Here is a 25,357-nt window from a genome sequence, read left to right on the forward strand (position 1 = left end):
GTTACGGGTAATTAGATGTGGTAGATATCGATGACCTGATGGATGTAATCGTTTTTCAGTACCACGTATTTATTGCGGATCAGCGGACGCGGGCCGGAAAAATCGATCACATAGCGGGCCATGCCGAAGTAGCTGAAGTCGGTCTTGTAGCGGTGGCTCAGCGTGTGCCAGTTGAAACGCACCGTGACCAGCTGGCCATCCTGTTGTTCGATCTCGACGTTGCTGACGTTATGGCTGGTACGGGTATCGGGCATGGTGGCGCTGGAACGCTCGGTCTTGATGCGGAATACCCGGTCTTCCAGCCCCTGGCGCGAGGGGTAGTAGATCAGCGAGATTTCGCGCTGCGGGTCCGTCACCAGCCGGTCGTCGTCATCCCAGGTAGGCATCCAGAAGCTCGCCTCGGGGTGGTAGCACTCCAGCCATGCATCCCACTGCTCGTCGTCCAGCAAACGGCCTTCGCGGTACAGGAATGCGCGGATCTGTTCGATCATGCTGCACCTCCTTCGCTGCGGATAGCCTGCTTCATCACATCGAGCCAGTAGCGGTGCTGGATGGTGTACAGCCCTTCGTCTTCGGTCTTAAGGCCGCTCATCACCGGTTGCAGGCCGATTTCGCGCGCTGCCTCGTCGGCTCCCTGCACCCAGTGCTTGGCACCGCGGCACATATCGTTCCATTCCAGTGCACTGGCGTTGTAACCCTGCTGGCAGGCGCGGAACTCTTCCAGATCGTCCGGCGTCGCCATGCCGCTGACGTTGAAGAAGTCTTCGTACTGGCGGATACGGCGGGCGCGGGCTTCATCGGACTCGCCTTTCGGCGCGATGCAGTAAATCGTCACTTCGGTTTTATCCACCGAGATGGGGCGCAGCAGACGGATCTGCGAACCGAACTGGTCCATCAGATACACATTCGGGTACAGGCACAGATTGCGCGAACGCGAGATCATCCAGTCTGCCGTGGCGGCACCGAACTTCTGGCTATACTCCTCGCGGCGCGGATAGTTGGGCCGGTCCTGCGGATTGGCCCACTGGGTCCACAGCAGCATGTGACCATGTTCGAAAGCGTAGAAACCGCCGCCCTGCTTGCCCCAGTTGCCGGCATCCATGGCCTTGATATTGTCTTCGCGCGCAATCTGCTCCTTGCGGTGATTGGTGGTAGCCGCGTAGTTCCAGTGCACTGCCGAGACGTGGTAACCATCCGCGCCGTTTTCCGCCTGCAGCTTCCAGTTGCCCTCGAAAGTGTAGGTGGAAGAACCGCGCAGCACTTCCAGCCCCTGCTCCGACTGGTTGACGATCATGTCGATGATCTTGCCCGCTTCGCCGAGGAACTCGGCCAGCGGTGCCACGTCCGGATTCAGGCTGCCGAACAGGAAGCCCTTGTAGCTCTCGAAGCGCGCCACTTTTTTCAGATCGTGCGAACCTTCCTTGTTGAAGCAGTCCGGATAGCCGGCATCTTCCGGATCCTTCACCTTGAGCAGCTTGCCGCTATTGTTGAAGGTCCAGCCGTGGAACGGGCAGGTGTAGGTGGCCTTGTTGCCGCGTTTGTGGCGGCACAGCTGCGCGCCACGGTGGGTACAGGCATTGATGAAGGCGTTCAGCTCGCCCTGACGATTACGTGCAATGAATATCGGCTGGCGGCCGATATGCGTGGTGTAGTAATCGTTGTTCTGCGGGATCTGGCTTTCGTGCGCCAGATAGATCCAGTTCCCCTCGAAGATGTATTTCATCTCCAGTTCGAACAGCGCAGGATCGGTGAAAGCGCTACGGTGCAGGCGGTAGTCGCCCTGCGCGTGGTCCTCCACCAGATACTGCTCCAGATCTGGCTTGCTTCCGGTTTTGACAGCGTGAATCGGGATCATGGCAAACTCCGCGTCTATCAGGCAGCGGCGCGGATGCGCGTCACTTCGGCCGCCGGTGCAGCAGCACGTTCGGCATACAGGTTGAAGTCGAAGTCGATTTCGGCGTAGGGCTTGTCGAGTCCTTTGGCGCTGATCGCGGCCGCATCGGTGATGTGGCGCACGGCCGGTACCAGACCTTCGCGGCTGGCGAAGGCAAAGTCATCCCACAGGTATTTATCGCCTTCGATGTTGATCTGGGTGGTCAGCTTGCGCTGGCCTTCGGCAGTGACGAAGAAGTGGATGTGGGCAGGCCGGTTGCCGTGGCGGCCCAGCTGGTCCAGCAGGCGCTGGGTAGTACCTTGCGGCGGGCAGCTGTAGCCAACCGGCAGGAAGCTGCGGAACTGGTAGCGGCCTTCGGCATCGGTGAAGATGGTGCGGCGCAGATTGAACGGGCTCTGGGTCTTGTCGAAGTAGGAATAGCCGCCCATCAGATTGCAGTGCCAGACTTCGACTTTGGCGTTGGCCAGCGGCTTGCCCTGTTCGTCGCGCACCGTGCCCTGCATGAACAATACCTCGGCGCGGTCGGCTTCGGTACCGTCATCGAGACGGGCAAAGCCTACACTCTCGGGCGCACCGGCCACGTATAGCGGGCCTTCGATGGTGCGCGGCGTGCCGCCGGCCAGACCGGCGCGCGCTTCCGCTTCGTCGGCACGGATATCGAGGAAGCGTTCCAGACCGAGGCCGGGCGCCAGCAGGCCCAGTTCATTGCGCACGCCGGCTTCGCGCAGGTATTCCAGACCGCTCCAGAACTCGCTGGAGGAAATGTCCAGATCTTCGATGGTCTTGCACAGTGCGCCCACCAGACCGGTGACGATCTGCTGCACGCGCGGATTGACCGGGCCGGTGGCGCTGTCGATAATCCAGCTCTTGACGAGGGTGTCGATTTCATTATGGGTCATGCTAGTCTCCTTGTGGTGTGGGCTTGGGTTAAAGCTGAAAGATGTAAGGTGCAACAGTGCAGGCTGGCGGCCTGCGCTCAGGCGTCGCTCTCGCGGATCGAAGATGGATGGCGGCATAGCGGCGTCACCTCGATCTGCATATACGGGAACAGTGGCAGCGACATCAGCAGGTTATGCAGCTCCTCGACACTGGCCACATCGAAGATGCTGAAGTTGGCGTACTGGCCGGCCAGGCGCCACAGATGGCGCCAGGTGCCGCTGCGCTGCAGGCTTTGCGCCAGTTCGCGTTCGCTCTGTTTGAGCTGTTCGGCCTGCGCGGGCGGCATATCGAGCGGCAGGCGGACATCCATACGGACGTGAAATAACATGGTGGTCTCCTCTTGTTTGCGGAATCAATCCGGTTGGGCTATTTGCGCCGCAGGCGCTGCAGTTTTTCCAGATCGACGACAACGCCGGTGCCGGGGCCGGTGGGCAGCTGCAGCATGAAGTCGCGGTACACCAGCGGGGTGCGCAGCACTTCTTCCGTCAGCAGCAAAGGGCCGAACAGTTCGGTGCCGAATGCCAGTTCGCCGAAGGTGGAGAACAGCTGGGCCGATGCCGCCGTGCCTACCCCGCCTTCGAGCATGGTGCCGCCGTACAGGGCAATGCCGGACAACTGGGCCACCGTGGCCACCTGTGCCGCCGGCATCAGGCCGCCGGACTGGGTGATCTTGACGGCGAATACATCGGCCGCTTCGGCCTGCGCCATGGTCATGGCGTCCTGCGGACCATGCAGCGCCTCGTCGGCCATCAGCGGCACGGCAAAGCGCTGCGCCAGCCGGGCCATGGCGGCCCTGTCTTCGGCCCGCACCGGCTGCTCGATCAGGTCGATGCCGCCCGCTTCCAGCGCGGCGATGCCGCGCATGGCTTCCAGTTCGCTCCAGGCCTGATTCACATCGACCCGCACGCTGACGGCATCACCCAACGCACGCTTGATTGCCAGCACGTGGGCCACATCGTCGGCCACGGCGCGCGCACCGATCTTGAGCTTGAAGATGCGGTGACGGCGCAGTTCCAGCATGCGCTCCGCTTCGGCGATATCCTTGGCGGTGTCGCCACTGGCCAGCGTCCAGGCAACCGGCAGCGCGTCGCGTACCCGGCCGCCCAGCAGTTCGCTCAGCGGCAGATTCAGGCGGCGCGCCTGTGCGTCCAGCAGCGCCGTCTCCAGCGCGCACTTGGCAAAACGGTTGCCCTGAATAGTGTTGCGTACGCGGGACATGGCCTGCGCCACGGCACTCGCTTCCATTCCCAGCAGCAGCGGCGCGATATGGCGCTCGATATTCACCTTGATGCTGTCCGGGCTTTCCTCGCCGTAGTTGAGGCCACCGATGGTGGTGGCCTCGCCCCAGCCTTCGATGCCATCGGCACACTGCACCCGTACCAGCACCAGCGTCTGGGTATTCATGGTGGCGACGGATAGCTTGTGCGGACGGATGGTAGGGACCTCGGCCAGTATCACTTCGATATGTTCGATCATATTTAGTTTGTATAATTGGGCAGATGGATACACAATATCCCCCGCAACAAACCCCGTCCAACACCGATTTCGCATGATTTCCATACCTGAAAGGTATGCAATGGAACTACGACACCTACGCTACTTCGTCGCCGTGGCCGACGAGAAGAATTTCACCCGCGCGGCGCAGCGGCTGCACATCGCCCAGCCGCCGCTAAGCCGCCAGATCCAGCAACTGGAGGAGGAACTGGAGGTGGAACTGATCGAAAAAGGCACCCGCCCCGTCAAACTGACCGAAGCCGGCGCCTTCTTCCACGTGCACGCGCAGGAGCTGCTAGCCAAGGTGGCCGAACTCAAATCGATGACGCGGCGGGTGGGCAAAATCGAGCGCAGCCTGTCCATCGGTTTTGTCGCTTCCACGCTGTACGGCCTGCTGCCGCGCATCATCCGCGAATACCGCGAGCAGCATCCGGAAGTGGACGTAGCGCTGCACGAAATGACCACCATGCAGCAGATACAGGCGCTCAAGGATGGCGTGATCGACGTCGGCTTTGGCCGCGTTAAAAGCGAAGACCCCAACATCCGCCGCATCGTGCTGCGCGACGAGCGGCTGGTGATAGCACTGCCGGCATCCCATCCGCGCGCCGCCAGTTCAGACCCTATGAGTCTGCTGGACCTGCAATCGGAAACCCTGCTGGTGTATCCCAAAACGCCGCGCCCCAGCTTCGCCGATCTGGTGCTGTCCGTGCTGTCGGAGCGGGCGATAGTGCCGCACAAGATCATCGAAGTGCGAGAACTGCAGATCGCCATCGGCCTGGTGGCAGCCGGGCATGGCATGGCGGTGGTGCCGGAGAGCGTACAGGGGATGCGGCGCGACGATGTGGTCTACCGCCCCCTCACCGACCGGCAGGCGGTGTCGCCGGTGATGTTCAGCGTGCGCAAGCTCGATCAGAGCGAGGAACTGCAGGATATGCTGGCGGCGATCTACGCGATCTACGACGCCAGCGGCATCAGCTATATCCGCGAGACGCTGTAATCCGGCGTCCCCCGCCAGCCTTGCGCGCTGCAGGCTGCGCCCGCAAGGCTCATCTGCCGCGCTATGCCGCCCTATGCCACTACCGGCTTGGCCAGTTCCGCTTGTGCCTGCGCTGTGGCAGAGCGGCCATGGCGTATCATCGACACGGCCAGCACGGCGATCACCGCGGGAATGGCAATGGCGACAAAATTCTGTTCCAGCGGCAGCGCCATGCCGACCAGCGTGCCGATCACGATAGGCGCCAGGATGGCGCCGCTGCGGCCCACGCCGGAAGCCCAGCCTATGCCGGTCGAGCGTACGCTGGCAGGATAGAACTGGCCTGCATAGGCATAGGTCACGATCTGGGTGCCGATGGTAGAAGCGCCTGCCAGCCCGACCAGCAGATACAGCAGCGGCATCGGCACTTTATAGCCAAGCAGGGTAATCGAGACAGCGGCCAGCGCATACATCCCCACCAGCACGTATTTGATGTGGAAACGGTCGGCCAGCCAGCCGCCGCCCACCGCCCCCAGCACCGCGCCAAAGTTCAGCATCAGCACAAAGTTCAGCGCCGAGCCCAGACTGTAGCCGGCACCGGCCATCAGCTTGGCCAGCCACGAGCTCAGGGCGTACACCATGAACAGGCACATGAAGAAAGCGATCCAGAACATCACGGTACTGAAGCCGCGGCCGTCCTTGAACAGCTGGCTAATCGGCGCACCGCTGCTGCGCTCCTGCGCGGCCAGCGAAAAATCGTCGCCGGCACTGGCGCAGTAGGATGGATCTACCTGCTGCAGAATCGCCTGCACTTCGGCCACGCGCTGGCGGCGCAGCAGGAAAGGCATGGATTCCGGCAGCGACTTGAGCACGAAGGGTATCAGCAGCACCGGCACGCCTGCCGCCAGAAACACCGAGGACCAGCCATACGATTCCAGCAGCCCCTTACCCAGCAAGGCGGCCAGCATGCCGCCCACGGCGTAGCCGCTGAACATCAGCGTGACCATGGTGGCGCGGATTTTGCGGGGCGAATATTCCGTCATCTGCGCCACTACATTCGGCATCACGCCACCGATGCCGAGACCGGCCAGAAAGCGCATCACGCTGAAGCTCACCGGATCGTGCGTCAGACCGGCAGCGGCCGTGAATACGCTGAACAGCGCCAGACAGATGGCAATGGTGCGCGGCCGGCCTATGCGGTCGGCCAGCGTGCCGAGGAAGATGGCACCGAACATCATGCCGAACAGCGCCGAACTGACCATGAAACCGGCATTCTGGGCAGTCACACCCATGCTTTTCATGATGGCTGGCAGGGCGATGCCGGCCACGGCCAGATCATAGCCATCGCAGATGATGATGATGGCGCACCATGCCAGTATGCCGGCATGGAAGCGGTTGAAACGGGCGTGATCGGCCAGTTTGTGAATGTCGATCTGCTGCATGATAGAAGTCTCCCTGTCTTGGTTTTTTTTGCATGGTGTGGCGCTTGCCGCAGGCAAGCGGAGCGAGGTGCACTGAGCCTGTCAGGACCGCAGAGGCAGGGTAGAGAACTTGGGCAGCAGCGTCCAAGACCGATTGAGTATCTCTTGGATACCCGCCGAGTATGAGCCGGTAGCACACATCAAAGCCAACTCAAAAACCAACTCACATCAGCAAAATTGCGTAAAATAGCGCTAATAATGCCCAATAACCAACTCAAAATCGTGAAGAAATCCAATTCACCAGCCGAGAAACCTGCACTCTTGCGTAGCAGCGCGGTTGCCCAGCTGGCGGCCATGCCTGTTGCTACTTTGCGCATCTGGGAACAGCGCTATCAGGCCATACAGCCGTCCGCCGCCCCATCCGGCCACCGGCTATACAGCGCCACCGATGTGCGCCGTGTGGTCATGCTGCGCCAGCTTACCCAGCAGGGCCATGCGATCGGCAGCATCGCAGCCCTGTCCGACCCGCAGCTACAAGCCCTGCTGCAGCAGTACGCTGCCAGCGCCCCCGAACAGCACGTGGCGCCCCGTACACTGGTGGTGGGCGGCGCGCTGCACATGCGCCTGAGCGCCCCGCCCATTAACGCCAAGCTGCCCCCTACTCTGGGTCTGCTGGCGCCGGTCGAAACGCTGGCCGAAGCACTGCTCGGCGCCACTGCTGGCGGCTACCAGCTCATGCTCTGGCAGATGCCGGCACTACAGCACACCCTTCCCATCGACCTGCGCGCAGCGCAGCACACCTGGCCCGATTGCCAGCACGCAGTGGTGTACCGCTATGCCAGTCCCAGCGCACTAGCCAGCTACGCTGCGGCTGGCGTTGCCGTGCTGCCCGAATCGGCCGACGATACGGAACTGGCGCGCTGGCTGCTTGACCTGCTACCGGCCGGGCCAGCAGCCGACCATGCGATTAAGACAGCCGCCCGTCAGGCCATTGCCAGCGCCACCGGTAGCCGGCTCCCCCTGCCCATCACCCCGCGCCAGTTCGACAATGCGGTGCTGGTGGCGATTGCCGGCATGGCCCCCATCCTCGAATGCGAGTGCCCGCAGCACATCGCCGGCCTGTTGCGCCAGCTGGCGGACTTTGAAATCTATAGCGCCGGCTGCGCCCACGACAGCCCCGCCGATGCAGCCCTGCATGGCGAACTGCAGCGCATCGCCGCTAGTGCGCGCACGATGTTCGAAACTGCATTGGTCCGCTTAGCCGAGCTGAAAGGCATTACGCTGGACGGCAACACCAACCCGCAACAGAAAGCACCAACATGAATAGCAACCATGGCAGCAAGGCCGCTGCCCGCCTACCATCCACGCCGGCACGCCGCAGCCTAGGTGTGGCCGCTCTGGCGCTCGTTCTGCTGGGCACTCTGGGCGGTTGCGCTTCTACCCAGCCACCAGCCGGTGTGCAGGCCGTCACGCCATTCGAACTGGCACGATATCAGGGCCGCTGGTATGAAATCGCCCGCATGGACCACAGTTTCGAGCGCGGCATGAGCGATGTTTCCGCCACCTATACGCCGCAGCCCGACGGCAGTGTGCGCGTGCTCAATCGCGGCTACGACGGCGAACAGGGACGCTGGCGCGAAGCGATCGGGCATGCCGTATTTACCGGCGCCGCCAGCACCGGCTCGCTCAAGGTTTCCTTCTTCGGGCCGTTCTACGGCGGCTACCATGTCGCCGCAATGGATCAGGACTACCGCTGGTCGCTGGTGATCGGTCCGGACCGCAGCTACTGCTGGATACTGGCCCGCGAGCGCCAGCTCACACCGCAGCAGCGCAGCGCCATACTGGCCAGCGCGCGCCAACTGGGCATCGATACCGCCGCCCTGATCTGGGTCAGCCAGCAGCGGCAGGACCCGGCCTACCAGGGCGCGCCATGAGCTACTCGGTAGTCTGGTTCAAGCGCGACCTGCGCGTGCACGACCATGCGCCGCTGCGCTATGCCGCCAGCCGCGGGCCGCTGCTCTGCCTGTATGTGCTGGAACCCAGCTTATGGGCCCAGCCCGATTGCGCCACCCAGCATCTGCTGTTCCTGCAGGAGAGCCTGCGTGACCTGACCTATCAGCTGCGCCAGTGCGGCGCGCGGCTGCAGCTGGCAGTAGGTGAGCTGCCTGAAGTACTGGGCCGCCTGCACGCCGCTGCGCCGTTCGCGCGCCTGCTGGCGCACGAGGAAACCGGCAACGGCCACACCTATGCGCGCGATCTGGCGGTGGGCCGCTGGTGCCAGGAAAACGGCGTGCAGTGGCAGGAGTGGCCGCAGCACGGCGTAACACGCCGCCTGCCCTCGCGCGATATCTGGCACGCTCTGTGGGAAACCCATATGCAGGCGCCCTGCCTGCCGCCGCCTGCGCCCGCCAGCCTGCACGGCCCGAGCCTGCCATGGCCGCTGATGCGCTGGCCCGAAGCGCGCGAACTGGGCCTCGATCCGCTCGACCCGCCGCAACGCCAGCGCGGTGGCCGCAGCGCAGGGCGGCAGATTTTCGACCAGTTTCTGGACCGGCGCTGCCAGCATTACCGTAGCGGCATGTCCTCGCCGCTGAGCGCACCGACAGCCTGTTCGCGCCTGTCGCCGTATCTGGCGCTGGGCTGTCTGAGCATGCGCGAGGTGGTGCAGGCCACCATGGCGCAGATCGAAGCACTCGCAGACCATCCGTCCGCACAGGCGGGGTGGCAGCGCAAGGGACTGGCAGCATTTGCCAGCCGGCTGCACTGGCACTGCCACTTCATCCAGAAACTGGAGTCGGAACCGGAGCTGGAATGGCGCAATCTGCACCGCGGCTACGACGGTTTGCGCGAGCACGAATGGAATGCCATGCACTTCGAGGCGCTCACCCAGGGCCGCAGCGGCTGGCCCATGGTCGATGCCTGCGTAGCAATGCTGCGCGAAACCGGCTGGATCAACTTCCGTATGCGCGCCATGCTGGTTTCGGTGGCCAGCTATCCGCTGTGGCTGCACTGGCGGCCGGTAGGCCTGTGGCTGGCGCGCCAGTTTCTCGATTACGAGCCGGGCATACACTGGAGCCAGATGCAGATGCAGGCGGGTACCACCGGTATCAACACCACTCGCGTCTACAACCCGATCAAACAGGCGCAGGATCATGATCCGCAGGGCTTGTTCGTGCGCCGCTGGCTACCCGCCATGCGCCGCGTACCGGATGCCTACCTGCTGCAGCCATGGCTGATGCCACCCGCCCTGCAGCAGCGTTGCGGCGTAAGGGTGGGTGAACAGATTCCCCTGCCCGTAGTGGAGCTGGAACAGGCCACGCGCAGCGCCAAACAGCGCGTGCATGCGCTACGCGCCCAGGCGGAAATCCGCGCAGCGCGCGCTGCCATCGTGGACCAGCACGGATCGCGCCTGATGCGCGACGGCAGCAGCCATCAGGGCAGCGGCCCCGCCCGGCGCCGTCAGCCGGCAGTGCCGCCCGCCATGCAGCAGCAGGCGCTGGAATTCTAGGACTGGCCAGACCGGGCGGCAGCCGCAAGTGCGCGGCATCAGGCGGCCGTGTAGCCGAGCAAGGCCGATGTGCGCTGCACGGGCGATGCGCCCGCTGTAGCGCTGGCAGCAGGTTCGCCCGTCTTGAAGATATCCACGGCGTCCACTAGCAGCGCCGCCTGCTCGCGCAGACTGGCCGCAGCGGCGGCGGCTTGCTCTACCAGCGCAGCGTTTTGCTGGGTCACCTGATCCATGTCGATAATGGCCTGGCTCACTTGCTCGATGCCCTGCGACTGCTCCCTGCCAGAGTTGGAAATGTCACCGATAACTTGACTCACCTGATGTACGCTAGCAACAATCGCCTTCATGGTGTCCCCGGCAGCATCGACTGCATTGCTGCCTGCCTTGATCTTGCTCACGGAATCGTCGATCAAAGTCTTGATTTCCTTGGCCGCGGCAGCCGAACGCTGGGCCAGATTACGCACCTCGGTTGCCACCACGGCAAAGCCGCGTCCCTGCTCGCCCGCCCGCGCCGCTTCCACGGCGGCATTCAGCGCCAGAATATTGGTCTGGAAGGCGATGCCGTCGATGACGGAAATAATTTCGACGATACGGCCGGACGACTCGGTAATCGACTTCATCATCTCGACCACCTGGGTGACTTCGGCGCCGCCCCGCTCGGCAATCTCCGAGGCCGAACCGGCATAGGCATCGGCCTGCAGCGCACTATCGGCATTCTTGCGGACTGCGGCCGTCAGTTCTTCCAGCGAAGCGGCCGTTTCCTCCAGTGCACTGGCCTGATTTTCCGTGCGGTCGGACAGGTCCTGATTGCCGCAGGCGATTTCGGCCACGCCGCGCTCTATCGTATCGGCGGCGAGATGAATTTTATTGACCGTCTGTTTCAGGCTGGTAGACATTTCGCCCATGGCATGCAGCAGCTGTCCGGTTTCATCTTTCGAACGCACTTCGATCACCCGGGTCAGATCGCCAACGGACACTTCACGGATAATCTTCACGGCAGCACTGAGCGGGCGGGTAATGCCACGGCTGACAGCTACCCCGAGGCCGATGCTGACCATCAGCGTCAGCACGAACACCAGCCACAGCACCCGTTCGCGTGATGCGGAAATCTGCAGGGCATCGCTCTCGTCCGCTGCGGCGCGGCTATTGGCCAGATTGACGATTTTCTCTACGGCGCTGCGGTGCTGCTGGAACACCTCGCGCATGCGCCGGTACACCTGTTCCGCCGCCACATTGTCGCCACGCTGCAACGCCGGCACGAATTCGCCCAGAGCCATGGCGAAGAAGGCCTCGGCCGGCGCACTCGATTGATGCAGCACCAGATCAGCCAGTGCGGCATCGAGCTTGGCCTTTTCCCAGTACTGTTTGCGCTCGCTGAATTCCTTCTGCCCCGCGCGCAGTTTGTCGACCAGCGCGCCCCGTTCGCTCTCGGCTGCGCCACGCAGTTCGGTCGCAGCGAGATAGGCTTCAATCACATATTCGGGCGGCGGCAATACATCGGCCAGCAAGTCCTTGCCCTGCACGATGCGGTTATACAGCGGGCCATTAACTTCCAGTTCTTTGAGAGTAGAGCGCGCGGTCCCCCCGAACAACAGGAAGCCTGCCACAAAGATCGCGATTAGCAGCGTTATGCGCTGGCCTACAGTCAGGTTACCGATAGCTTTCATGGCGTTCTTTCGTACAGCACTGATTGTTAGTTAAGAAAATCTAATACATTACCATTGGGAAATTATAATTGATTTGTGCAAATACAGCAAATAAATGGCATTAATAATTTATTTGATAAATTCATTTGAATGTGAGCAGGCGTGGCGCAGCGCGCTATCCGTCGCCACTGCCAGCACAGCCGCGCATTGCGACGCACTGCAGAACCGCTGGCCAGTATGGCAACCCAGCACGCCGATTCAGTCCGCCGCGTCCTGCACACCGCGCAAGCCCATGGTGCCGGCCCTGTCTTTGGCGGGCGCCATCAGCAGATACTTGCCGTGTTCGTCCAGCCGGTAGGCTTGCGGGAAGTACCAGTCGGAATTCTGCGGCTGGTAATAGCTGCCGCCGCGCAGCACGGCAGCACGCGTGTGTTCATCGGCAAATTCACTGGTCCATTGCCATACACTGCCCACCAGATCCTGCACGCCGAACGGACTGGCTGCCTGCGGATGCTGGCCCACCACGGCTGCTGCCGTCAGGCTGCGGCCCTGCTCGGGCGCCTGCACCATGGTGCCATCCCAGCTATTCCCCCACGGGTAGAGGCGGCCATCGGTCCCCTGCGCCGCATACTGCCATTCCCATTCATGCGGCAGGCGCTTGCCGGCCCAGCGCAGATAGGCACGCGCATCTTCCAGCGACACCCAGACCACGGGACGCTGCTCGTCACCGGCACGCGGCGCGCCATCGACCCAGTGGCGCAGATAATTATGGCGATCTGCTGGCTGGTAGCCGCTGGCCCGCACAAAAGCCAGATACTGGGCATTGGTGACGGGATAGCGGTCGATGTAGAAGCGCCTGATCGCAAGGCTATGCAGATGGTGGCGCCGCGCCACCGCTTCCCACGGATACTGTACATCCAGCCCCGGCTTGTTCTCGCCTTCGATTTCGAGGCCGTGCACCTTGAAGCTGAACTGGGCGGCAGGAATTTCCACCATGCCGTCCGGCGCACTGCGCGCCGCGCGGGTAGGCGCTATGGCCACCATCTGCTGTGCCAGCGGCTGCCAGTTGGCCGCATACGCCGCCAGCGGTTTGCGCGCCTGCTGCGCCAGCGTCTGCAAGCTTGCTGGCAGGCTGGCCATGCTGGCACCCGCGCGCAGGCGCAGAATGGCGCCGTAACCATGCGGCTCCAGTGTCACGCTCAGTTCAGCCGCCCCATCAACGATACGGGGCTGCAGTTCCCTGCCCTGCCACAGATCGAAATAGCGCTGGCCGCTCTGGTGCGGCAGGCGCAGCACCGGCTCGCTGATCTGCCAGTCGGTGCGGTTAATGATGGTCCACAGCGTACTGTCGCTCAGCGGGAAGGCGCTGGCATACACGCCGTAATGCAGGGTCTGCACATGCGGCTGCCAGGCCACACTGACCATGTGTTCGGGGAAGGCGCGGTAGATCGTGGCGATGCGGCGTAGCGCCTCGCCGTCGCGCGGGGTGAGCTGATTCCACCAGCCCCAGACATTTTCCCAGCTCTGGATACCGCTACCGTTAAAGAAGGCATCCTGCAGCAGAGTGCTGCGATCAGTAGCCCAGCGGTCGCACACGTGCACCATGTGGCGCGGCTCCAGCCACTTCCATTTGCTCACCATGGGCACCAGCGACTGGGCCCAGTAGCCCCAGCTCTGCTGGTTATAGGCCAGCATGCGCTCATCCCTGAAATTCAGTTCCGGCTCCAGCGAGAGGGCACGGCCGCTGGCATCGGCAGCCTGCCGATATTCGAGCGGCAGGCCATCCATGGTATCGCCATTAATGCCGTCGGCACCCAGCTCGGCCATCAGCGCCGTGGTGGCCACGTGCATGCTGGTGCCCACGTCGCGCGTACCCGTATCCCATGGCATGGTAGGGAAAAATACTTTGACGCCCTGCGCATGAAAATCCCTGATCAGCCCGCGCACGCCCGCCACGCCGCCCGGCATATCGCGCAGCATATCCCACTGGTTACGGTCGTCGATGCCGATGTTGGGATACACCGGCCATAGCAGCACGCTGTCTATGCCGCCATAGCGCTGCCGCAGGTCGTCCAGAAATCGCTTAGCCGTGTAGTGCCGCGTAGCGGGATCGTACAGATAGCGGTCTTCCACCATGGCCTGCGTCTGTACAAAATCGCGCTGAGTCCAGCGCAGTTCGGGCCGGCGGTACTGGGCATCGTCATACGCCATGCCGGCGCGCTGGCTATTGCGCCACTGCTGCATGGCCTGCAGCCACGCCGGATACTGGCCCTGCGTATCGCGCTTCCAGTTATTCAGCCGCGCCAGCCAGTCCGCCTCGCCCAAGTCCTGCTGGGCCGGACCGAGAATCTGGCTGCCGCGCAGCGCTATGGCCGGCACCTCGGCGGCATGCACTGCTAATGCGCTACCGGCCCCCATCAGGGCTAGCAGCAGAGTACGCAGGATAGGCCGATAGGTCAGGCGCCGGAGGCTGGTTTTTTTCATGTGGACGTAGCGGCACTATGGGTGCCGTGGCATCAAGGCAGATGCCGCCTATTCTAGCCAAACACGGGGGAAATTAGATCTTTTTCAACCTGGCGGCATTTGTTTAGTCGCGCGCTCACGCGCAGAAACGACAAAACCCGCCGTAGCGGGTTTTGCAAGTGAGGCAAATACGGCGGCGGGCAGTATAGGCCCGGCCAGCCCTGCTTACTGCTGGTTCAGCAGCGAATGATGGCGTGCATAGCTAAAGTACACCACCAGACCGATCGCCAGCCAGATCAGGAAAGCGATCCACGTGATCGCGCTCAGGAAGGCCATCAGCGCGCCGCAGAACAGAATGGCCAGCGCAGGAATGACCGGCACGCCGGGGCAGCGGAAGGCACGGTGCAGCTCGGGACGGCGTTTGCGCAGGATGATCACGGCCAGCGACACCAGACAGAATGCTGCCAGCGTGCCGATATTGGCCAGTTCGCCCAGCACCTGCAGCGGCACCAGTGCGCCCAGCAGGCCGAACACGATACCCACCAGCCAGGTCGCCACGATAGGCGTACCGGCGCCGTTCAGGGCCGACAGTTTTTTCGGCAGCAGGCCGTCGCGCGACATGGCATACAGCACGCGGCTCTGGCCGAAGGCCATCACCAGTATCACGGTGCTCATGCCGAGGATGGCGCCCAGGTCGACGAAACCGGCAAACCAGTTTTCACCGGCAAACTGCAGCGCCAGCGAAACGGGATGGTCGATGCCCTTGAACTGGGCGAACGGCACGATGCCGGTCATGATGGCCGACACCACCACGTACAGCACGGTGCAGATGGCCAGCGAGCCGATAATGCCGATCGGCAGATCGCGTTTCGGATTTTTGACCTCTTCGGCCGCCGTGGTCACCGCGTCGAAGCCGATAAAGGCAAAGAACACCAGCGCCGCAGCGCTCATCACCCCATTCACGCCGAACGGCATGAACGGATGCCAGTTAGCCGGCGCTACATGGTGCGCACCAACCAGTATGAACAGCAGGACCACGCCGATTTTCACCACCACCATCACGTTGTTGATGCGGGTCGATTCGCGCACGCCCAGCGAGAGCATCACGGTCAGCGTCATCATGATCAGGAAGGCCGGCAGATTGAAGAAGGTGGTCACGCCCGGCAGCGCACCCGGTGCGGCGGACAGCGCCACCGGTATCTGCAGGCCGAAGCCGCCCAGCAGCGACTGGAAGTAGCCGGACCAGCCCACCGACACGGCCGACGTCACCAGACCGTATTCGAGGATCAGGTCCCAGCCTATCATCCACGCTACCAGTTCGCCCAGAATCGCATAGCTATAGGTATAGATACCGCCCGCTACCGGCAGGATGGAAGCAAATTCGGCGTAGCACAGCGCGGCAAAGCCGCAGGCAAAGGCTGCCACCACAAACGACAGGGCCAGCGCAGGGCCGGCGGTGGATGCACCGCTGCCGGTCAGGACGAAAATGCCGGTACCGACAATCGCGCCTATGCCCATCAGGATCAGGTCCACCGGACCCAGTACTTTTTTCAGGCCGCCATGCGAACTGGCCGTGCGCATGGCATCGAAATCCTTGGTTCTAAAGAGACTCACTACTCCATCCTCCACTATTATTTGAATTGGCCGCCCAGGCAGATCATGCCCTACAGCAATTTGACATTACGTAAACGTCAAAGCGCGGCAGTATGCCACAAGTCGCAGTGAATATGCCTAAAACCTATGCAGCCCCAGTAGAGGAGGAATCGGGCGAACACCCCGATAGCCCCACCAGGTGGGCAGAGGCAGTCCATAGGGCCTGCGCCTAGCTGGCAGGCGGCCCCAGCGTGGCACCTTCGATCAGCGCGGGCTGCCACAGTTCCTGCAGGCTGGCTGCGGGCGTCCCCTCCACCAGCGCCTGCAGCATCTGCACCATGCGCGCGCCGGCGCGAGCGGCGTCAGGCTGGTCGATGGTGCTGACGGCGATACCGGCCAGCGTATCTTCCATGCGGCCCCAGACGATCACGGAGATTTCTTCGCCTATGCGTACGCCGGCATCGAGCAGGGCACGCACGGCGCCCACGCCGGACAGATGGTTATCGACGATCACGGCAGTCGGTCGGGACTGGCAGGCCAGCAGCTGCTGCATGGCCTGATAGCCGCTGCGCCGGTCCAGCGTATCGGCGATCAGATAGCGGGTGTCGAGCGCCAGTCCTGCATCGGCCATGGCAGCGACGAAAGCATCCTTGCGCTGACGGGCGAAATTCAGCAGCAAAGGTGCGCTGATCAGCCCCAGTCGCCGGTGGCCCAGCCCCAGCAGACGCTGCATGGCGAGGCCGATACCGGCCGCATTATCGTAATCGAACCACGCATACGGTGCGTGGTGTTCGGTACGGCCATGCGCAATAAAGGGGAAGCGTGCCTTGCTGAGAAAAGCGATACGCTCGTCCTGCACCTGCGTGCGGCTGACGATCAGACCATCGACGCGGCGGCCGCGCACGAACTGCTGATAGGTGGCCAGTTCCGCCGCCTGCGAGACGGGCGCGATGATCAGGCTTTTGCCCTCCTGCTCCAGCGCTGCCGACATGCCGGCCACCACATCGAGGAACATGGCATCGCCCAGATCGGCGGGCTGCAAGGGATAGATGATGCCGAATACATTGCTGCGCCCCAGCGCCAGCGAACGCGCCATGGGATTGGCCTGATAGCCGTTGTCGCGTGCTGCCTGCAGTACGCGCTCGCGGGTGCGCTCGCTCACTTCGGGATAGCCATTGAGGGCACGGCTCACCGTGGTCTTGGACATGCCGAGCAGATTGGCGAGACGCTCCAGATTCATGACGCTGACTTTAATGGGAAGCGCCGATTATAACGGAGCCATCCAGTCCGCCACCACTGCGCTGCACGGCGCGGCGGAACAGGAACAGCATCAGCAGAATCACGCTGATCGGCAGCAGCGTGAGGTAAAACGCGTAATGACCGCTGAAGTGGCCGAATACATAGCCGGTGATCAGCGAGCCGGTGGTGCCGCCCAGTGCGGAGAAAATCACCAGCAGCCCCGTCATGGCCGAATGCTGATGGCGTGGCAGAGAACTCAGCATCACCGAGTTAATGCCCGGGTAGATAGGCGCCATGAACAGCCCTATCATGGGGAACAGGAAAGCGGCCAGCGGCGCGTTCGACCAGCCTGGCGCCGCGCTGGCATCAACTTGCTGGGTCAGCGGCAGCGCCAGCAGCACCATGGCCGCCATGCCCAGCACGCAGGCATTCATGACCGGATACCAGTTCAGCTTGCGCATCAGCACACCGGCCGACAGCCGCCCCACGGCCAGACAAGCGGCAAAGATGCTGGTGACCTGTACGCTCATGGCCGCCGGCAGGTGCAGGATTTCATTGTTAAACGTGGGCAGCCACGTGCCTATGCTCTGTTCGATCAGCACATACAGGAAGGCGGTAATAATGAACACGCACACCAGCGGCTTGAAGAACAGCTTGAGCATATCGGCAAATTCCTGCGCCAGACTGGCGCCGCGTGCAAGCGGCTCCTGCTGCGGGAAAGGCGTGCCCAGCACAGTCAGGAAGTTCAGCGCGCACAGCACGGCCAGCAGCCAGTACACCTGCAGCCAGCGATTCGACTGGGCATGGGCATCGTCGATAAAGTAGCCGAACACCCAGTAGGCACTGAGTACGCCCAGCATGAAGCAGCCTTCCAGCAGATTCATGCTGCTGGCATGCTGGCGCGCGTCAGCGGCCACCAGACCGAGCGTCGAATACACCGAGACTTTGACCAGAGCAAACGCCACGCCGACGCAGAAGAACAGCAGCTTGGCCGTGGCAAACGCAGGCAGCAGCGGCATGCACAGGCAGGCCGCCGTCACCAGCGCCAGCCCGCTCAGGATGGCCTTGCGGTAGCCCCAGCGGGGCAGGAAGGACGCCAGCAGAAACGACACCAGCGCGATAGGCAGATCCTTGTAGCCCTCCAGCACGCTGGCGGCGGATTTGCTCACACCGTAGTTGTTAATCACCTGCAGTATCACCGTACCTACGCTATTGAGCAGGATGGCAAACACAAAGTAGGTGAGGAAAAGCGTTAAGTAAATGCGGCGCTGCTGCATACTGTCTCCGGAGTTTTTTTATAGTTTTACTGTATTTTAGTAGGCGGCCAGATTAAAGTCGGCCAGACTGGTGATGACCACATCGGCCCGGGTCAGCACGAAGGGATGGCCTATGCCCAGTGCCGTCATGCCCGCCGCCTTGATGGCTGCCACGCCGGCCACCGCATCTTCCACCCCCAGGCAGTCGGCCGGTGCGACACCCAGCGCCTGCGCTGCCGTCAGGAAGATTTCCGGATCGGGCTTGCCGCGTGCGATAGCTGCGGCATCCACCACATAATCGAAGTGGCCGGTAATGCCCAGCCGCTCCAGCACCGTTGCCGCATTCTTGCTGACCGATGCCAGCGCTATGCCCAGGCCTGCAGCACGCACGCGCTGCAGCGCCGCCACCGCGCCGGGCAGCAGATCAGCCGGCGTCATGTCGGCAATCAGGGTCTGGTAGTGCTGGTTCTTCTGTTCGGCCAGCGCCAGCTTCTCCTGCGCGGTATAGCTGCGCCGCCCTTGCGCCAGTATCAGCTCCAGCGAGCCCATACGGTCTATGCCTTTGAGCTGTTCGTTGTAAGCCTGATCGAACGGCAGTTGCAGCGATTCGGCCAGCCGCTTCCACGCCAGATAGTGGTAGTGCGCGGTATCGGTCAGCACACCGTCGAGATCGAAAATCACTGCTTTAAAACGGCTCATGCCAGGCTCCTTGAAATCATTGGGTGCTGGCGGTTCAGCACCAGCGTTTCGCCACCATGGCGGATAGTCAGTGCATCGCCGCGAAGCAGCAGATATTCCACCCGCCCTGCGCTGACGCTCACGCCCAGCTGCGCAGCGCGGAACTGGACGTTGAAGCTGTAGTGCTGCCACTGCTGCGGCAGCGTGGGAGCAAAGCGCAACATGCCCTGCTCTACCCGCATCCCGCCGAAACCGTAGGCCACGCCCAGCCACGTACCGGCCATGGCGGCAGTGTGCACGCCGTAGTGGGTATTGCCGTGGGTGTTATCCAGATCCAGCCGCGCCGTTTCCATGAAATAGTCGTAGGCTTTGTCGGCATAGCCCACTTCGGCCGCGATGATGCTGAAGATGCAGGACGACAGCGAGGAATCGTGGGTGGTCACGGCCTCGTAGTAGTCGAAGTCGCGCCGTTTATCTTCCAGACTGAACTGGCCGGACAGCAGCAGCAATGCCAGCACCACGTCGGCCTGTTTGCACACCTGATGGCGGTAGATCACCAGCGGGTGGTAGTTGAGCAGCAGCGGATAGTTTTCTGCCGGTGTGCTGGCAAAGTCCCACACTTTCTTGTCGAGGAAGCTGTCATCCTGCGCATGTATCTGCAGCGCCGTATCGTAGGGCAGCTTCATCTGCGTGGCAGCAGCGCGCCACTGGGCGGCTTCGTCTGCACCCAGATCCATGGCGGCTGCAATGCGCGCCAGCGCTGCCGCATCCCGCTGCTGTAGATCGGCCACGATATCGGCCGCAAAATGCAGGTGCATCTGCGCCATCGCGTTGGTGTAGTAATTGTTATTGACCAGCGCCGTGTATTCGTCCGGCCCCGTCACCTGATTGATGCAGTAGGCGCCGTGACGGTCGTAGTGGCCCAGTCCCATCCAGATACGTGCCGTTTCCAGCACGATCTCGGCGCCATACTGCAGCAGATAGTCGCGGTCATCGGTGGCTTCCATATACTGCTTGATGGAGTACGCGATATCGGCATTGATGTGATACTGCGCCGTTCCGGCGGGGAAATACGCCGAGCACTCCTCGCCGGCGATGGTGCGCCACGGGTACAGCGCGCCCTTGGCATGGGACATCTGGCGCGCCCGCTTGCGCGCCTGGGCCAGACCGGCATAGCGGTATTCGAGCAGCTTGCGGGCGATTTCCGGTTTGCTGTACAGGAAAAACGGGAAGATATAGATCTCCGTATCCCAGAAATAATGGCCTTCGTAGCCTTCGCCCGTCACGCCTTTGGCGGCGATATTGGTCTTGCCGTCGCGCCCCACCGACTGCAACAGGTGGAACTGGTTGAAGTGCATGCCCTGCTGCAGCGCGTCGTCGCCGGCGATCTGCACGTCGGCCTGCTGCCAGAACGCCGCCAGATACTGCTGCTGGCCCAGTTGCAGGGCCGTGAAACCGGCGGCCCGCGCCTGCGCCAGCGTATCGGCGGCGCGCTGCGACAGTTCGCCCTCGGCATAGTCGCGCGAGGAGAAGTAGCAGGCATATTTGGTCAGCGTGACGCTCTGGCCTGCGCTAGCGCTGAACGCGTAGATCTGGCTCAGCGCCTGTTCGCTGCGGCCGATTTCCAGTGTCGCTTCGGCGCCTTCGAGCACACTGTCGGTCGCGCTCACCAGCGTAAAGCCGCTGTTATGGGTACGCTGTACCAGTGCGGCATAGCCCACATTCTGTGCATAGCCCACCGTCTGCAGCGACTGGCCCAAGACGGCCGAACCCACGCGCGGATCGTCACCGGCCTGCTGGTTGCTCACCGCGCCATCGAGCGTGGTGACCAGTCGCAGATTGCCGCTGAAGTTCAGCGGCGTGAGCACCACTTCGATCGCATACAGATGCTTGTTCTCGAAGCTCACCACGCGGCGGCTCTGCCAGCGCAGCTTGCGCCCCTGTGGCGAAGTCCATTCCATGCTGCGGCTTAGCACGCCGGTGCGGAAATCCAGCAGTCGCTCGTACTGCTGCAGCGTGCCGGTCAGCAGATCGAACGGTTCATCTTCCAGCCACAGTGCAATCCCTTTGGCATTCGGCACATTCAGCATGAACTGGTTGCTGCGCGCCAGTCCGTACGCCGCTTCCGGATAGCGGATCGGCTCCGACTCGTAAAAACCGTTGAGATAAGTGCCGTCCAGCGAAGTACCGGCCGGCCCCGTATAGCCTTCCTCGCCCGTACCGCGCAGGCCGATGTAGCCATTACCGAGTGCAAACAAGGTCTCGGCAAGAAAATGACTGGCAGGATCGAAACGGGTCTCGCGTAAGCACCAGGGTTCCAGCGGATAAGTATGTGGAGGCACAGCGTTTTCCTTAAAAATACGATTCAAAGCGGTTTGGATTTTGAAAAATACAGATTTATCAGAGGTTTTCAGCTAAAAATGGGAATTAGGTGGCGCGTACCATCAGCGTGGTCGGCAGCATTTCCGATGCCACCGCCTCGCCTTCGATCAGGCCCAGCATCTTCTTGGCCAGCAGCACGCCGCCATCACGCAGATACTGGTGCACGCTGGTCAGTGGCGGCACGAAACTGGCCGCGCCGGGCGTGTCGTCATAGCCGATCACGGAAACGTTCTCCGGCACGCGCAGGTTTTTCTCGGCCAGCGCGCGGATAGCGCCCATGGCCAGCAGGTCGCTGGCGGCAAACACGCCGTCGAAACTGGCGCCCTTCTTCTTGAGCAGCGCCGAAATACTGTCGAAGCCCGCCTCGAAGGTAAACGCTTTGGGCCGGATGATGTGCACGGTGGCCCGGCCGGCCATGGCATCGATAAACCCGGCGCAGCGCTCCTGCACCTCGGCGTGGTCTACATCGCCCAGAAACACCAGTTTCTGCCGGCCCTGCGCAATGAAGCGCTCGGCGGCCGAAATGCCGCCTTTGCGGTTATCCGAGCCCACCACGATGTAATCTGTTTCCGGCTCCGGCGCGCCCCACACCACCAGCGGCATGCCGGTCTGCTGCAGGGTGCGCACGGCTTCGCCATGCGAGCCCTGCCCCAGCAGTATCAGGCCGTCGGCGCCCTGCACGGGCGCGGTATTCATCAACTGCTTGGAAGTGAGCACCACGCTATAGCCAGCCGTGGTCAGCTCCTGCGTTATCCCGCCCAGCAGTTCCAGCGGATACGGGTCCGACATGGGGCGGCCCCGCACCGGCGTCATTTCCACCACCACTGCCACCGAATAGCTGCGGCCCATGCGCAGATTGCGCGCACTGACATTGAAGCGGTAACCCTGCTCGCTGGCCAGTGTGCGGATCTTTTCGCGCGTCTCGGGCGTCACCAGCGGACTATCGCGCAGTGCACGCGATACCGTGATCTTGGACACGCCGGCCAGTTTGGCCAGATCTTCCATGGTCAGGGCAGCGTCGGATTTGCGGGCGGCAGGCTTTTTCAAGGGCAGACTTCGTTAGTGGTTAAAAAATCACAGGTCGAACGCATTATGACAGAATTTTTTTGTTTGTCACGAAAAATGACATCGATAACATTTCAATTGACATCGATAACATTTCTTGTTTCAATGCCACATCTTCAATATTTTTGCGAAGATGGGGATGGAACTACCGGAGGCAGTACAGGCTGGTGGCGCACCGTCCAGGAGACGATTTACACCATAAAGAAAGTACACACGACATGAAAAGCCAGAATCCGTTCTTGTTATCGGCAGTCACGGTTGCCGTCCTCACCCTGATCAACCAGAGCGCCGCCCAGGCCCAGAGCGCCCCCGAAGCCAGCAGCGAAGCCGTCAGCGTCGCCAGCAAAGAACTGGCCAAGGAAGTCCAGCAGGTAGTCGTTACCGGCGTCGCCTCGGCACGGGGCGTGCGCAAGGTTGACTCGGCCTTCTCCATCACCACCGCCAACGAAGAACAGCTGAAACAGGCTGCTCCCAGCAGCACCGCCGACATCATGAAAATTGTGCCGGGCGTGTATGCCGAATCGACCGGCGGCCAGTCCGGCGCCAATATCGAAGTGCGCGGCTTCCCCTCGGGCAGCGATTCGCCCTTCGTTTCGGTCCAGCTGATGGGCAACCCTATCTACCCGCCACCTACCCTGTCCTTCTTCGAAGGCTCCTCGGCCTTCCGCCTCGATGACACGGTAGAACGGGTCGAAGTACTGCGCGGCGGCCCATCCACCATCTGGTCCAACGCCCAGCCCGGCGCCACCATGAACTTCCTGCTCAAGGAAGGCGGCGACACGCCGGAAGGCTCGGTACGTTTTACCACCGGCACGGGCAGCCTGCGCCGCGTTGACATGTTCTATAGCGGTAAAATCAGCGATGGCTGGTACGGTTCCGTCGGCGGCTTCTACCGCAAGACCGACGGTGTGCGCGATGCCGGTTTCCCCGCTGATGACGGCCACCAGCTGAGCGCCACCCTGACCCGCAAGCTGGAAGACGGCAAGCTGACCCTGTACGCCCGCAATACCGATGACAAAAACGCCTTCTACACGGGCGTGCCGCTGATCTCCAGCGATGGCGGCCATACCATCAGCCAGTTCCCCGGCTTTAACGCACTGACGGGCACCCTGATGAGCGGCGAAATGCGCAACTTCACCATCGAAGCGGCGCCGGGCAAAACCCTGACGCGCGATCTGGCCGATGGCCGCGGCCTGAAAGCCACGGTGTTCGGCGCCAACTTCGACCAGAAAGTGGGCGAATGGAGCGTGTCCAACAAATTCAACCGCTTTGACGGCGACCTCAATACCAACGCCATGTTCACCGGTAACAACCCGCTGTCCATGAACGACTATCTGAAAGCAGCGATTGCCAGCGCCAACAGCAACGCCGCCGTGCTGGCCGCAGCCGGCGGCAAGCTGGCAACGGCCGGCAGCGCGACCTACGTCCATGGCGGTGCCGTCGATGGCAGCCAGCAGGTGGTGCAGGCAGGCCTGTGGTCGGTCGAGAAGCAGCTCAAATCCTTCACCGACGAACTGCGCGTGAGCAAGGAAATCGGCAAGGATAATACCGTCACGGTAGGCGGCTACTTTGCCGACTACTCCTCGCACGATGTCTGGTACCTCGGTAACAGCCACCTGATGACGGCTGTGCCACAGGCCAGCCTGATCAACGTCACCCTCAACAACGGCGTGGTGGTGTCGAAGAACGGCACTGACGGCAATGTGTTCTACGCGCCCGTCGCTTCGTATGATGGCCGCAACACTGCCGCCTTCATTTCGGACGAATGGAAAGTGGACGAGCGCATCAAGATCGACTTCGGTATGCGTCACGAGCAGCAGAAGATCAGCGGCACGATTTCCAATCTGACTACGGCCGATACCGACAACAATCCGCTCACCGTGTATAACAATGGTACTTCCATGCCTAGCGGTTCGAATACCTATCTGAGCCGCAGCGATAGCGCCAACTCCTACACCATAGGCGGTAACTACAAGCTGGCCAAGGATACGGCGGTATTTGCCCGTGCCAACCGCGGCCATACCTTCATCGCGTTTGACGATCTGCGCGGCGCCGGTAGCCAGCAGGCGGTGGATGACCGCAACATCCTGCCGACGCCGAAAGTAAGCCAGTACGAAATCGGCTTCAAAACTGCTACCTCGATGTACAGCGCCTATATCAACGCCTTCCACACGGAGTTCGACGGTATTGCCTTCTCGCAGGTGCTGGCCGATGGCCGCGAGCTGCACTCGATCAGCGGTTCCAAAGGCAATGGCGTGGAATTCGAACTGGCCGTGCGCCCTATCGAAAACCTGCAACTGGCACTGAGCGGCGACTACCAGAAATCGGAATACCGCGACAATCCTGACACGGCCGGCAAAACCGTGCAGCGCCAGCCCAAGCTGCAGTTCCGCTTCACGCCGACCTATCGCATACCTTTCGGCGATGGCAACTCGGCCAAGCTGTACGGCACCTACACCTCGATCGGCGAACGCTGGGCCGATCAGGCTAACCAGCAGTATCTGCCGGCCTACCACACGCTGGACGCAGGCGTGCTGTTCTCGCTGGGTGAAAAAATCGAAGTCCGTCTGGCTGGCACCAATCTGGGCAACACGCTGGGCCTGACCGAAGGCAACTCGCGCCTGACCACGGGCGGCACGGGTCCGATCAATGCCCGTCCGCTGTTCGGCCGTACCTGGGAAGCCTCGCTGCTGTATCGCTTCTAAGCAAACTCTCCCCTCTTGACAGGCAGGGCCCGCGGGCCTTGCCTTTTTTTTTGCATCGCGCCGGTCATCAGACCATAGGCCGGATCAACACGCGGTCAGCG

The 25,357-nt window shown here is 62.2% G+C and carries 19 protein-coding genes; 5 read left to right on the plus strand and 14 right to left on the minus strand.

Features of this window, described 5'->3' with window-relative positions; all coding sequences use genetic code 11:
• Window positions 1-11 precede the first annotated feature (11 nt).
• The 5 genes from benB to GTP27_RS01015 all read right to left on the minus strand — a co-directional run bounded on the left by benB (window position 12) and on the right by GTP27_RS01015 (window position 4,309).
• Complete coding sequence (gene benB, locus GTP27_RS00995; protein WP_161037328.1) at window positions 12-491, minus strand: benzoate 1,2-dioxygenase small subunit; 480 nt, start codon at window positions 489-491, stop codon at window positions 12-14.
• On the minus strand, window positions 488-1,855 hold the full coding sequence (gene benA, locus GTP27_RS01000) for a benzoate 1,2-dioxygenase large subunit (protein WP_161037329.1): 1,368 nt from the start codon (window positions 1,853-1,855) through the stop codon (window positions 488-490). The genes benB and benA overlap by 4 nt, the downstream gene beginning before the upstream one ends.
• 17 nt (window positions 1,856-1,872) lie before the next feature.
• Complete coding sequence (gene catA, locus GTP27_RS01005) at window positions 1,873-2,793, minus strand: catechol 1,2-dioxygenase (RefSeq protein ID WP_161037330.1); 921 nt, start codon at window positions 2,791-2,793, stop codon at window positions 1,873-1,875.
• A 77-nt stretch (window positions 2,794-2,870) separates the two neighbouring features.
• Window positions 2,871-3,161, minus strand: a complete 291-nt coding sequence (catC, locus tag GTP27_RS01010; RefSeq protein WP_161037331.1) for a muconolactone Delta-isomerase — start codon at window positions 3,159-3,161, stop codon at window positions 2,871-2,873.
• A gap of 38 nt (window positions 3,162-3,199) precedes the next feature.
• Entirely contained in the window at window positions 3,200-4,309 is a 1,110-nt protein-coding gene (locus GTP27_RS01015; protein WP_161037332.1) for a muconate/chloromuconate family cycloisomerase, read from the minus strand.
• Window positions 4,310-4,409: 100 nt separating this feature from the next.
• Between GTP27_RS01015 and GTP27_RS01020 the strand changes: the two genes are divergently transcribed.
• Window positions 4,410-5,324, plus strand: coding sequence for a LysR family transcriptional regulator (locus GTP27_RS01020; protein ID WP_161037333.1), 915 nt, complete (start codon window positions 4,410-4,412; stop codon window positions 5,322-5,324).
• A 71-nt stretch (window positions 5,325-5,395) separates the two neighbouring features.
• Here GTP27_RS01020 and GTP27_RS01025 read toward each other — a convergent pair whose 3' ends face one another.
• Window positions 5,396-6,742, minus strand: coding sequence for an MFS transporter (locus GTP27_RS01025; protein WP_161037334.1), 1,347 nt, complete (start codon window positions 6,740-6,742; stop codon window positions 5,396-5,398).
• A gap of 237 nt (window positions 6,743-6,979) precedes the next feature.
• Between GTP27_RS01025 and GTP27_RS01030 the strand changes: the two genes are divergently transcribed.
• Genes GTP27_RS01030 through GTP27_RS01040 form a run of 3 tightly spaced genes read left to right on the plus strand, consistent with a single transcriptional unit; the run spans window position 6,980 to window position 10,229 of the window.
• Window positions 6,980-8,044, plus strand: coding sequence for a MerR family transcriptional regulator (locus GTP27_RS01030; RefSeq protein WP_161037335.1), 1,065 nt, complete (start codon window positions 6,980-6,982; stop codon window positions 8,042-8,044).
• Window positions 8,041-8,655 (plus strand): lipocalin family protein, encoded by a 615-nt coding sequence (locus tag GTP27_RS01035; protein ID WP_161037336.1) that lies wholly within the window; start codon window positions 8,041-8,043, stop codon window positions 8,653-8,655. The genes GTP27_RS01030 and GTP27_RS01035 overlap by 4 nt, the downstream gene beginning before the upstream one ends.
• Window positions 8,652-10,229: a cryptochrome/deoxyribodipyrimidine photo-lyase family protein gene (locus tag GTP27_RS01040; protein WP_161037337.1), complete on the plus strand. Its 1,578-nt coding sequence runs from the start codon at window positions 8,652-8,654 to the stop codon at window positions 10,227-10,229. The genes GTP27_RS01035 and GTP27_RS01040 overlap by 4 nt, the downstream gene beginning before the upstream one ends.
• Window positions 10,230-10,267: 38 nt before the next feature.
• Here GTP27_RS01040 and GTP27_RS23985 read toward each other — a convergent pair whose 3' ends face one another.
• The 8 genes from GTP27_RS23985 to GTP27_RS01080 form a co-directional block, all read right to left on the minus strand.
• Window positions 10,268-11,896, minus strand: coding sequence for a methyl-accepting chemotaxis protein (locus GTP27_RS23985; RefSeq protein ID WP_161037338.1), 1,629 nt, complete (start codon window positions 11,894-11,896; stop codon window positions 10,268-10,270).
• A gap of 237 nt (window positions 11,897-12,133) precedes the next feature.
• Window positions 12,134-14,359 (minus strand): formylglycine-generating enzyme family protein, encoded by a 2,226-nt coding sequence (locus GTP27_RS01050; protein WP_229633274.1) that lies wholly within the window; start codon window positions 14,357-14,359, stop codon window positions 12,134-12,136.
• Between the two features lie 204 nt (window positions 14,360-14,563).
• Complete coding sequence (gene bcaP, locus GTP27_RS01055; RefSeq protein ID WP_161037339.1) at window positions 14,564-15,952, minus strand: branched-chain amino acid transporter BcaP; 1,389 nt, start codon at window positions 15,950-15,952, stop codon at window positions 14,564-14,566.
• Window positions 15,953-16,160: 208 nt separating this feature from the next.
• Window positions 16,161-17,171 carry a substrate-binding domain-containing protein gene (locus GTP27_RS01060; protein ID WP_161037340.1) on the minus strand — a complete coding sequence of 337 codons (1,011 nt, stop codon included), beginning with the start codon at window positions 17,169-17,171 and terminating at the stop codon, window positions 16,161-16,163.
• A gap of 10 nt (window positions 17,172-17,181) precedes the next feature.
• Entirely contained in the window at window positions 17,182-18,447 is a 1,266-nt protein-coding gene (locus GTP27_RS01065) for an MFS transporter (RefSeq protein WP_161037341.1), read from the minus strand.
• 36 nt (window positions 18,448-18,483) lie between these two features.
• Entirely contained in the window at window positions 18,484-19,125 is a 642-nt protein-coding gene (pgmB, locus tag GTP27_RS01070; protein WP_161037342.1) for a beta-phosphoglucomutase, read from the minus strand.
• The gene (locus tag GTP27_RS01075) at window positions 19,122-21,446 is read right to left on the minus strand and encodes a glycoside hydrolase family 65 protein (RefSeq protein ID WP_371865871.1); all 2,325 of its coding nucleotides are present in this window, start codon (window positions 21,444-21,446) and stop codon (window positions 19,122-19,124) included. The genes pgmB and GTP27_RS01075 overlap by 4 nt, the downstream gene beginning before the upstream one ends.
• 85 nt (window positions 21,447-21,531) lie before the next feature.
• Window positions 21,532-22,533, minus strand: coding sequence for a LacI family DNA-binding transcriptional regulator (locus GTP27_RS01080; RefSeq protein WP_229633276.1), 1,002 nt, complete (start codon window positions 22,531-22,533; stop codon window positions 21,532-21,534).
• A 236-nt stretch (window positions 22,534-22,769) separates the two neighbouring features.
• On the opposite strand from GTP27_RS01080, the gene GTP27_RS01085 reads away from it, so the two are divergent.
• Entirely contained in the window at window positions 22,770-25,256 is a 2,487-nt protein-coding gene (locus tag GTP27_RS01085; RefSeq protein WP_161037344.1) for a TonB-dependent receptor, read from the plus strand.
• Window positions 25,257-25,357: the final 101 nt, after the last annotated feature.

It is taken from the genome of Duganella qianjiadongensis (assembly GCF_009857915.1).
Lineage (GTDB): Bacteria > Pseudomonadota > Gammaproteobacteria > Burkholderiales > Burkholderiaceae_D > Rugamonas > Rugamonas qianjiadongensis.

Excerpts from the sequence above, each read along its gene's own strand:
- benB (WP_161037328.1), bottom strand. The coding sequence starts at position 491 with ATGATCGAACAGATCCGCGCATTCCTGTACCGCGAAGGCCGTTTGCTG.
- benA (WP_161037329.1), bottom strand. The coding sequence starts at position 1,855 with ATGATCCCGATTCACGCTGTCAAAACCGGAAGCAAGCCAGATCTGGAG.
- catA (WP_161037330.1), bottom strand. The coding sequence starts at position 2,793 with ATGACCCATAATGAAATCGACACCCTCGTCAAGAGCTGGATTATCGAC.
- catC (WP_161037331.1), bottom strand. The coding sequence starts at position 3,161 with ATGTTATTTCACGTCCGTATGGATGTCCGCCTGCCGCTCGATATGCCG.
- GTP27_RS01015 (WP_161037332.1), bottom strand. The coding sequence starts at position 4,309 with ATGATCGAACATATCGAAGTGATACTGGCCGAGGTCCCTACCATCCGT.
- GTP27_RS01020 (WP_161037333.1), top strand. The coding sequence starts at position 4,410 with ATGGAACTACGACACCTACGCTACTTCGTCGCCGTGGCCGACGAGAAG.
- GTP27_RS01025 (WP_161037334.1), bottom strand. The coding sequence starts at position 6,742 with ATGCAGCAGATCGACATTCACAAACTGGCCGATCACGCCCGTTTCAAC.
- GTP27_RS01030 (WP_161037335.1), top strand. The coding sequence starts at position 6,980 with ATGCCCAATAACCAACTCAAAATCGTGAAGAAATCCAATTCACCAGCC.
- GTP27_RS01035 (WP_161037336.1), top strand. The coding sequence starts at position 8,041 with ATGAATAGCAACCATGGCAGCAAGGCCGCTGCCCGCCTACCATCCACG.
- GTP27_RS01040 (WP_161037337.1), top strand. The coding sequence starts at position 8,652 with ATGAGCTACTCGGTAGTCTGGTTCAAGCGCGACCTGCGCGTGCACGAC.
- GTP27_RS23985 (WP_161037338.1), bottom strand. The coding sequence starts at position 11,896 with ATGAAAGCTATCGGTAACCTGACTGTAGGCCAGCGCATAACGCTGCTA.
- GTP27_RS01050 (WP_229633274.1), bottom strand. The coding sequence starts at position 14,359 with ATGAAAAAAACCAGCCTCCGGCGCCTGACCTATCGGCCTATCCTGCGT.
- GTP27_RS01060 (WP_161037340.1), bottom strand. The coding sequence starts at position 17,171 with ATGAATCTGGAGCGTCTCGCCAATCTGCTCGGCATGTCCAAGACCACG.
- GTP27_RS01065 (WP_161037341.1), bottom strand. The coding sequence starts at position 18,447 with ATGCAGCAGCGCCGCATTTACTTAACGCTTTTCCTCACCTACTTTGTG.
- pgmB (WP_161037342.1), bottom strand. The coding sequence starts at position 19,125 with ATGAGCCGTTTTAAAGCAGTGATTTTCGATCTCGACGGTGTGCTGACC.
- GTP27_RS01085 (WP_161037344.1), top strand. The coding sequence starts at position 22,770 with ATGAAAAGCCAGAATCCGTTCTTGTTATCGGCAGTCACGGTTGCCGTC.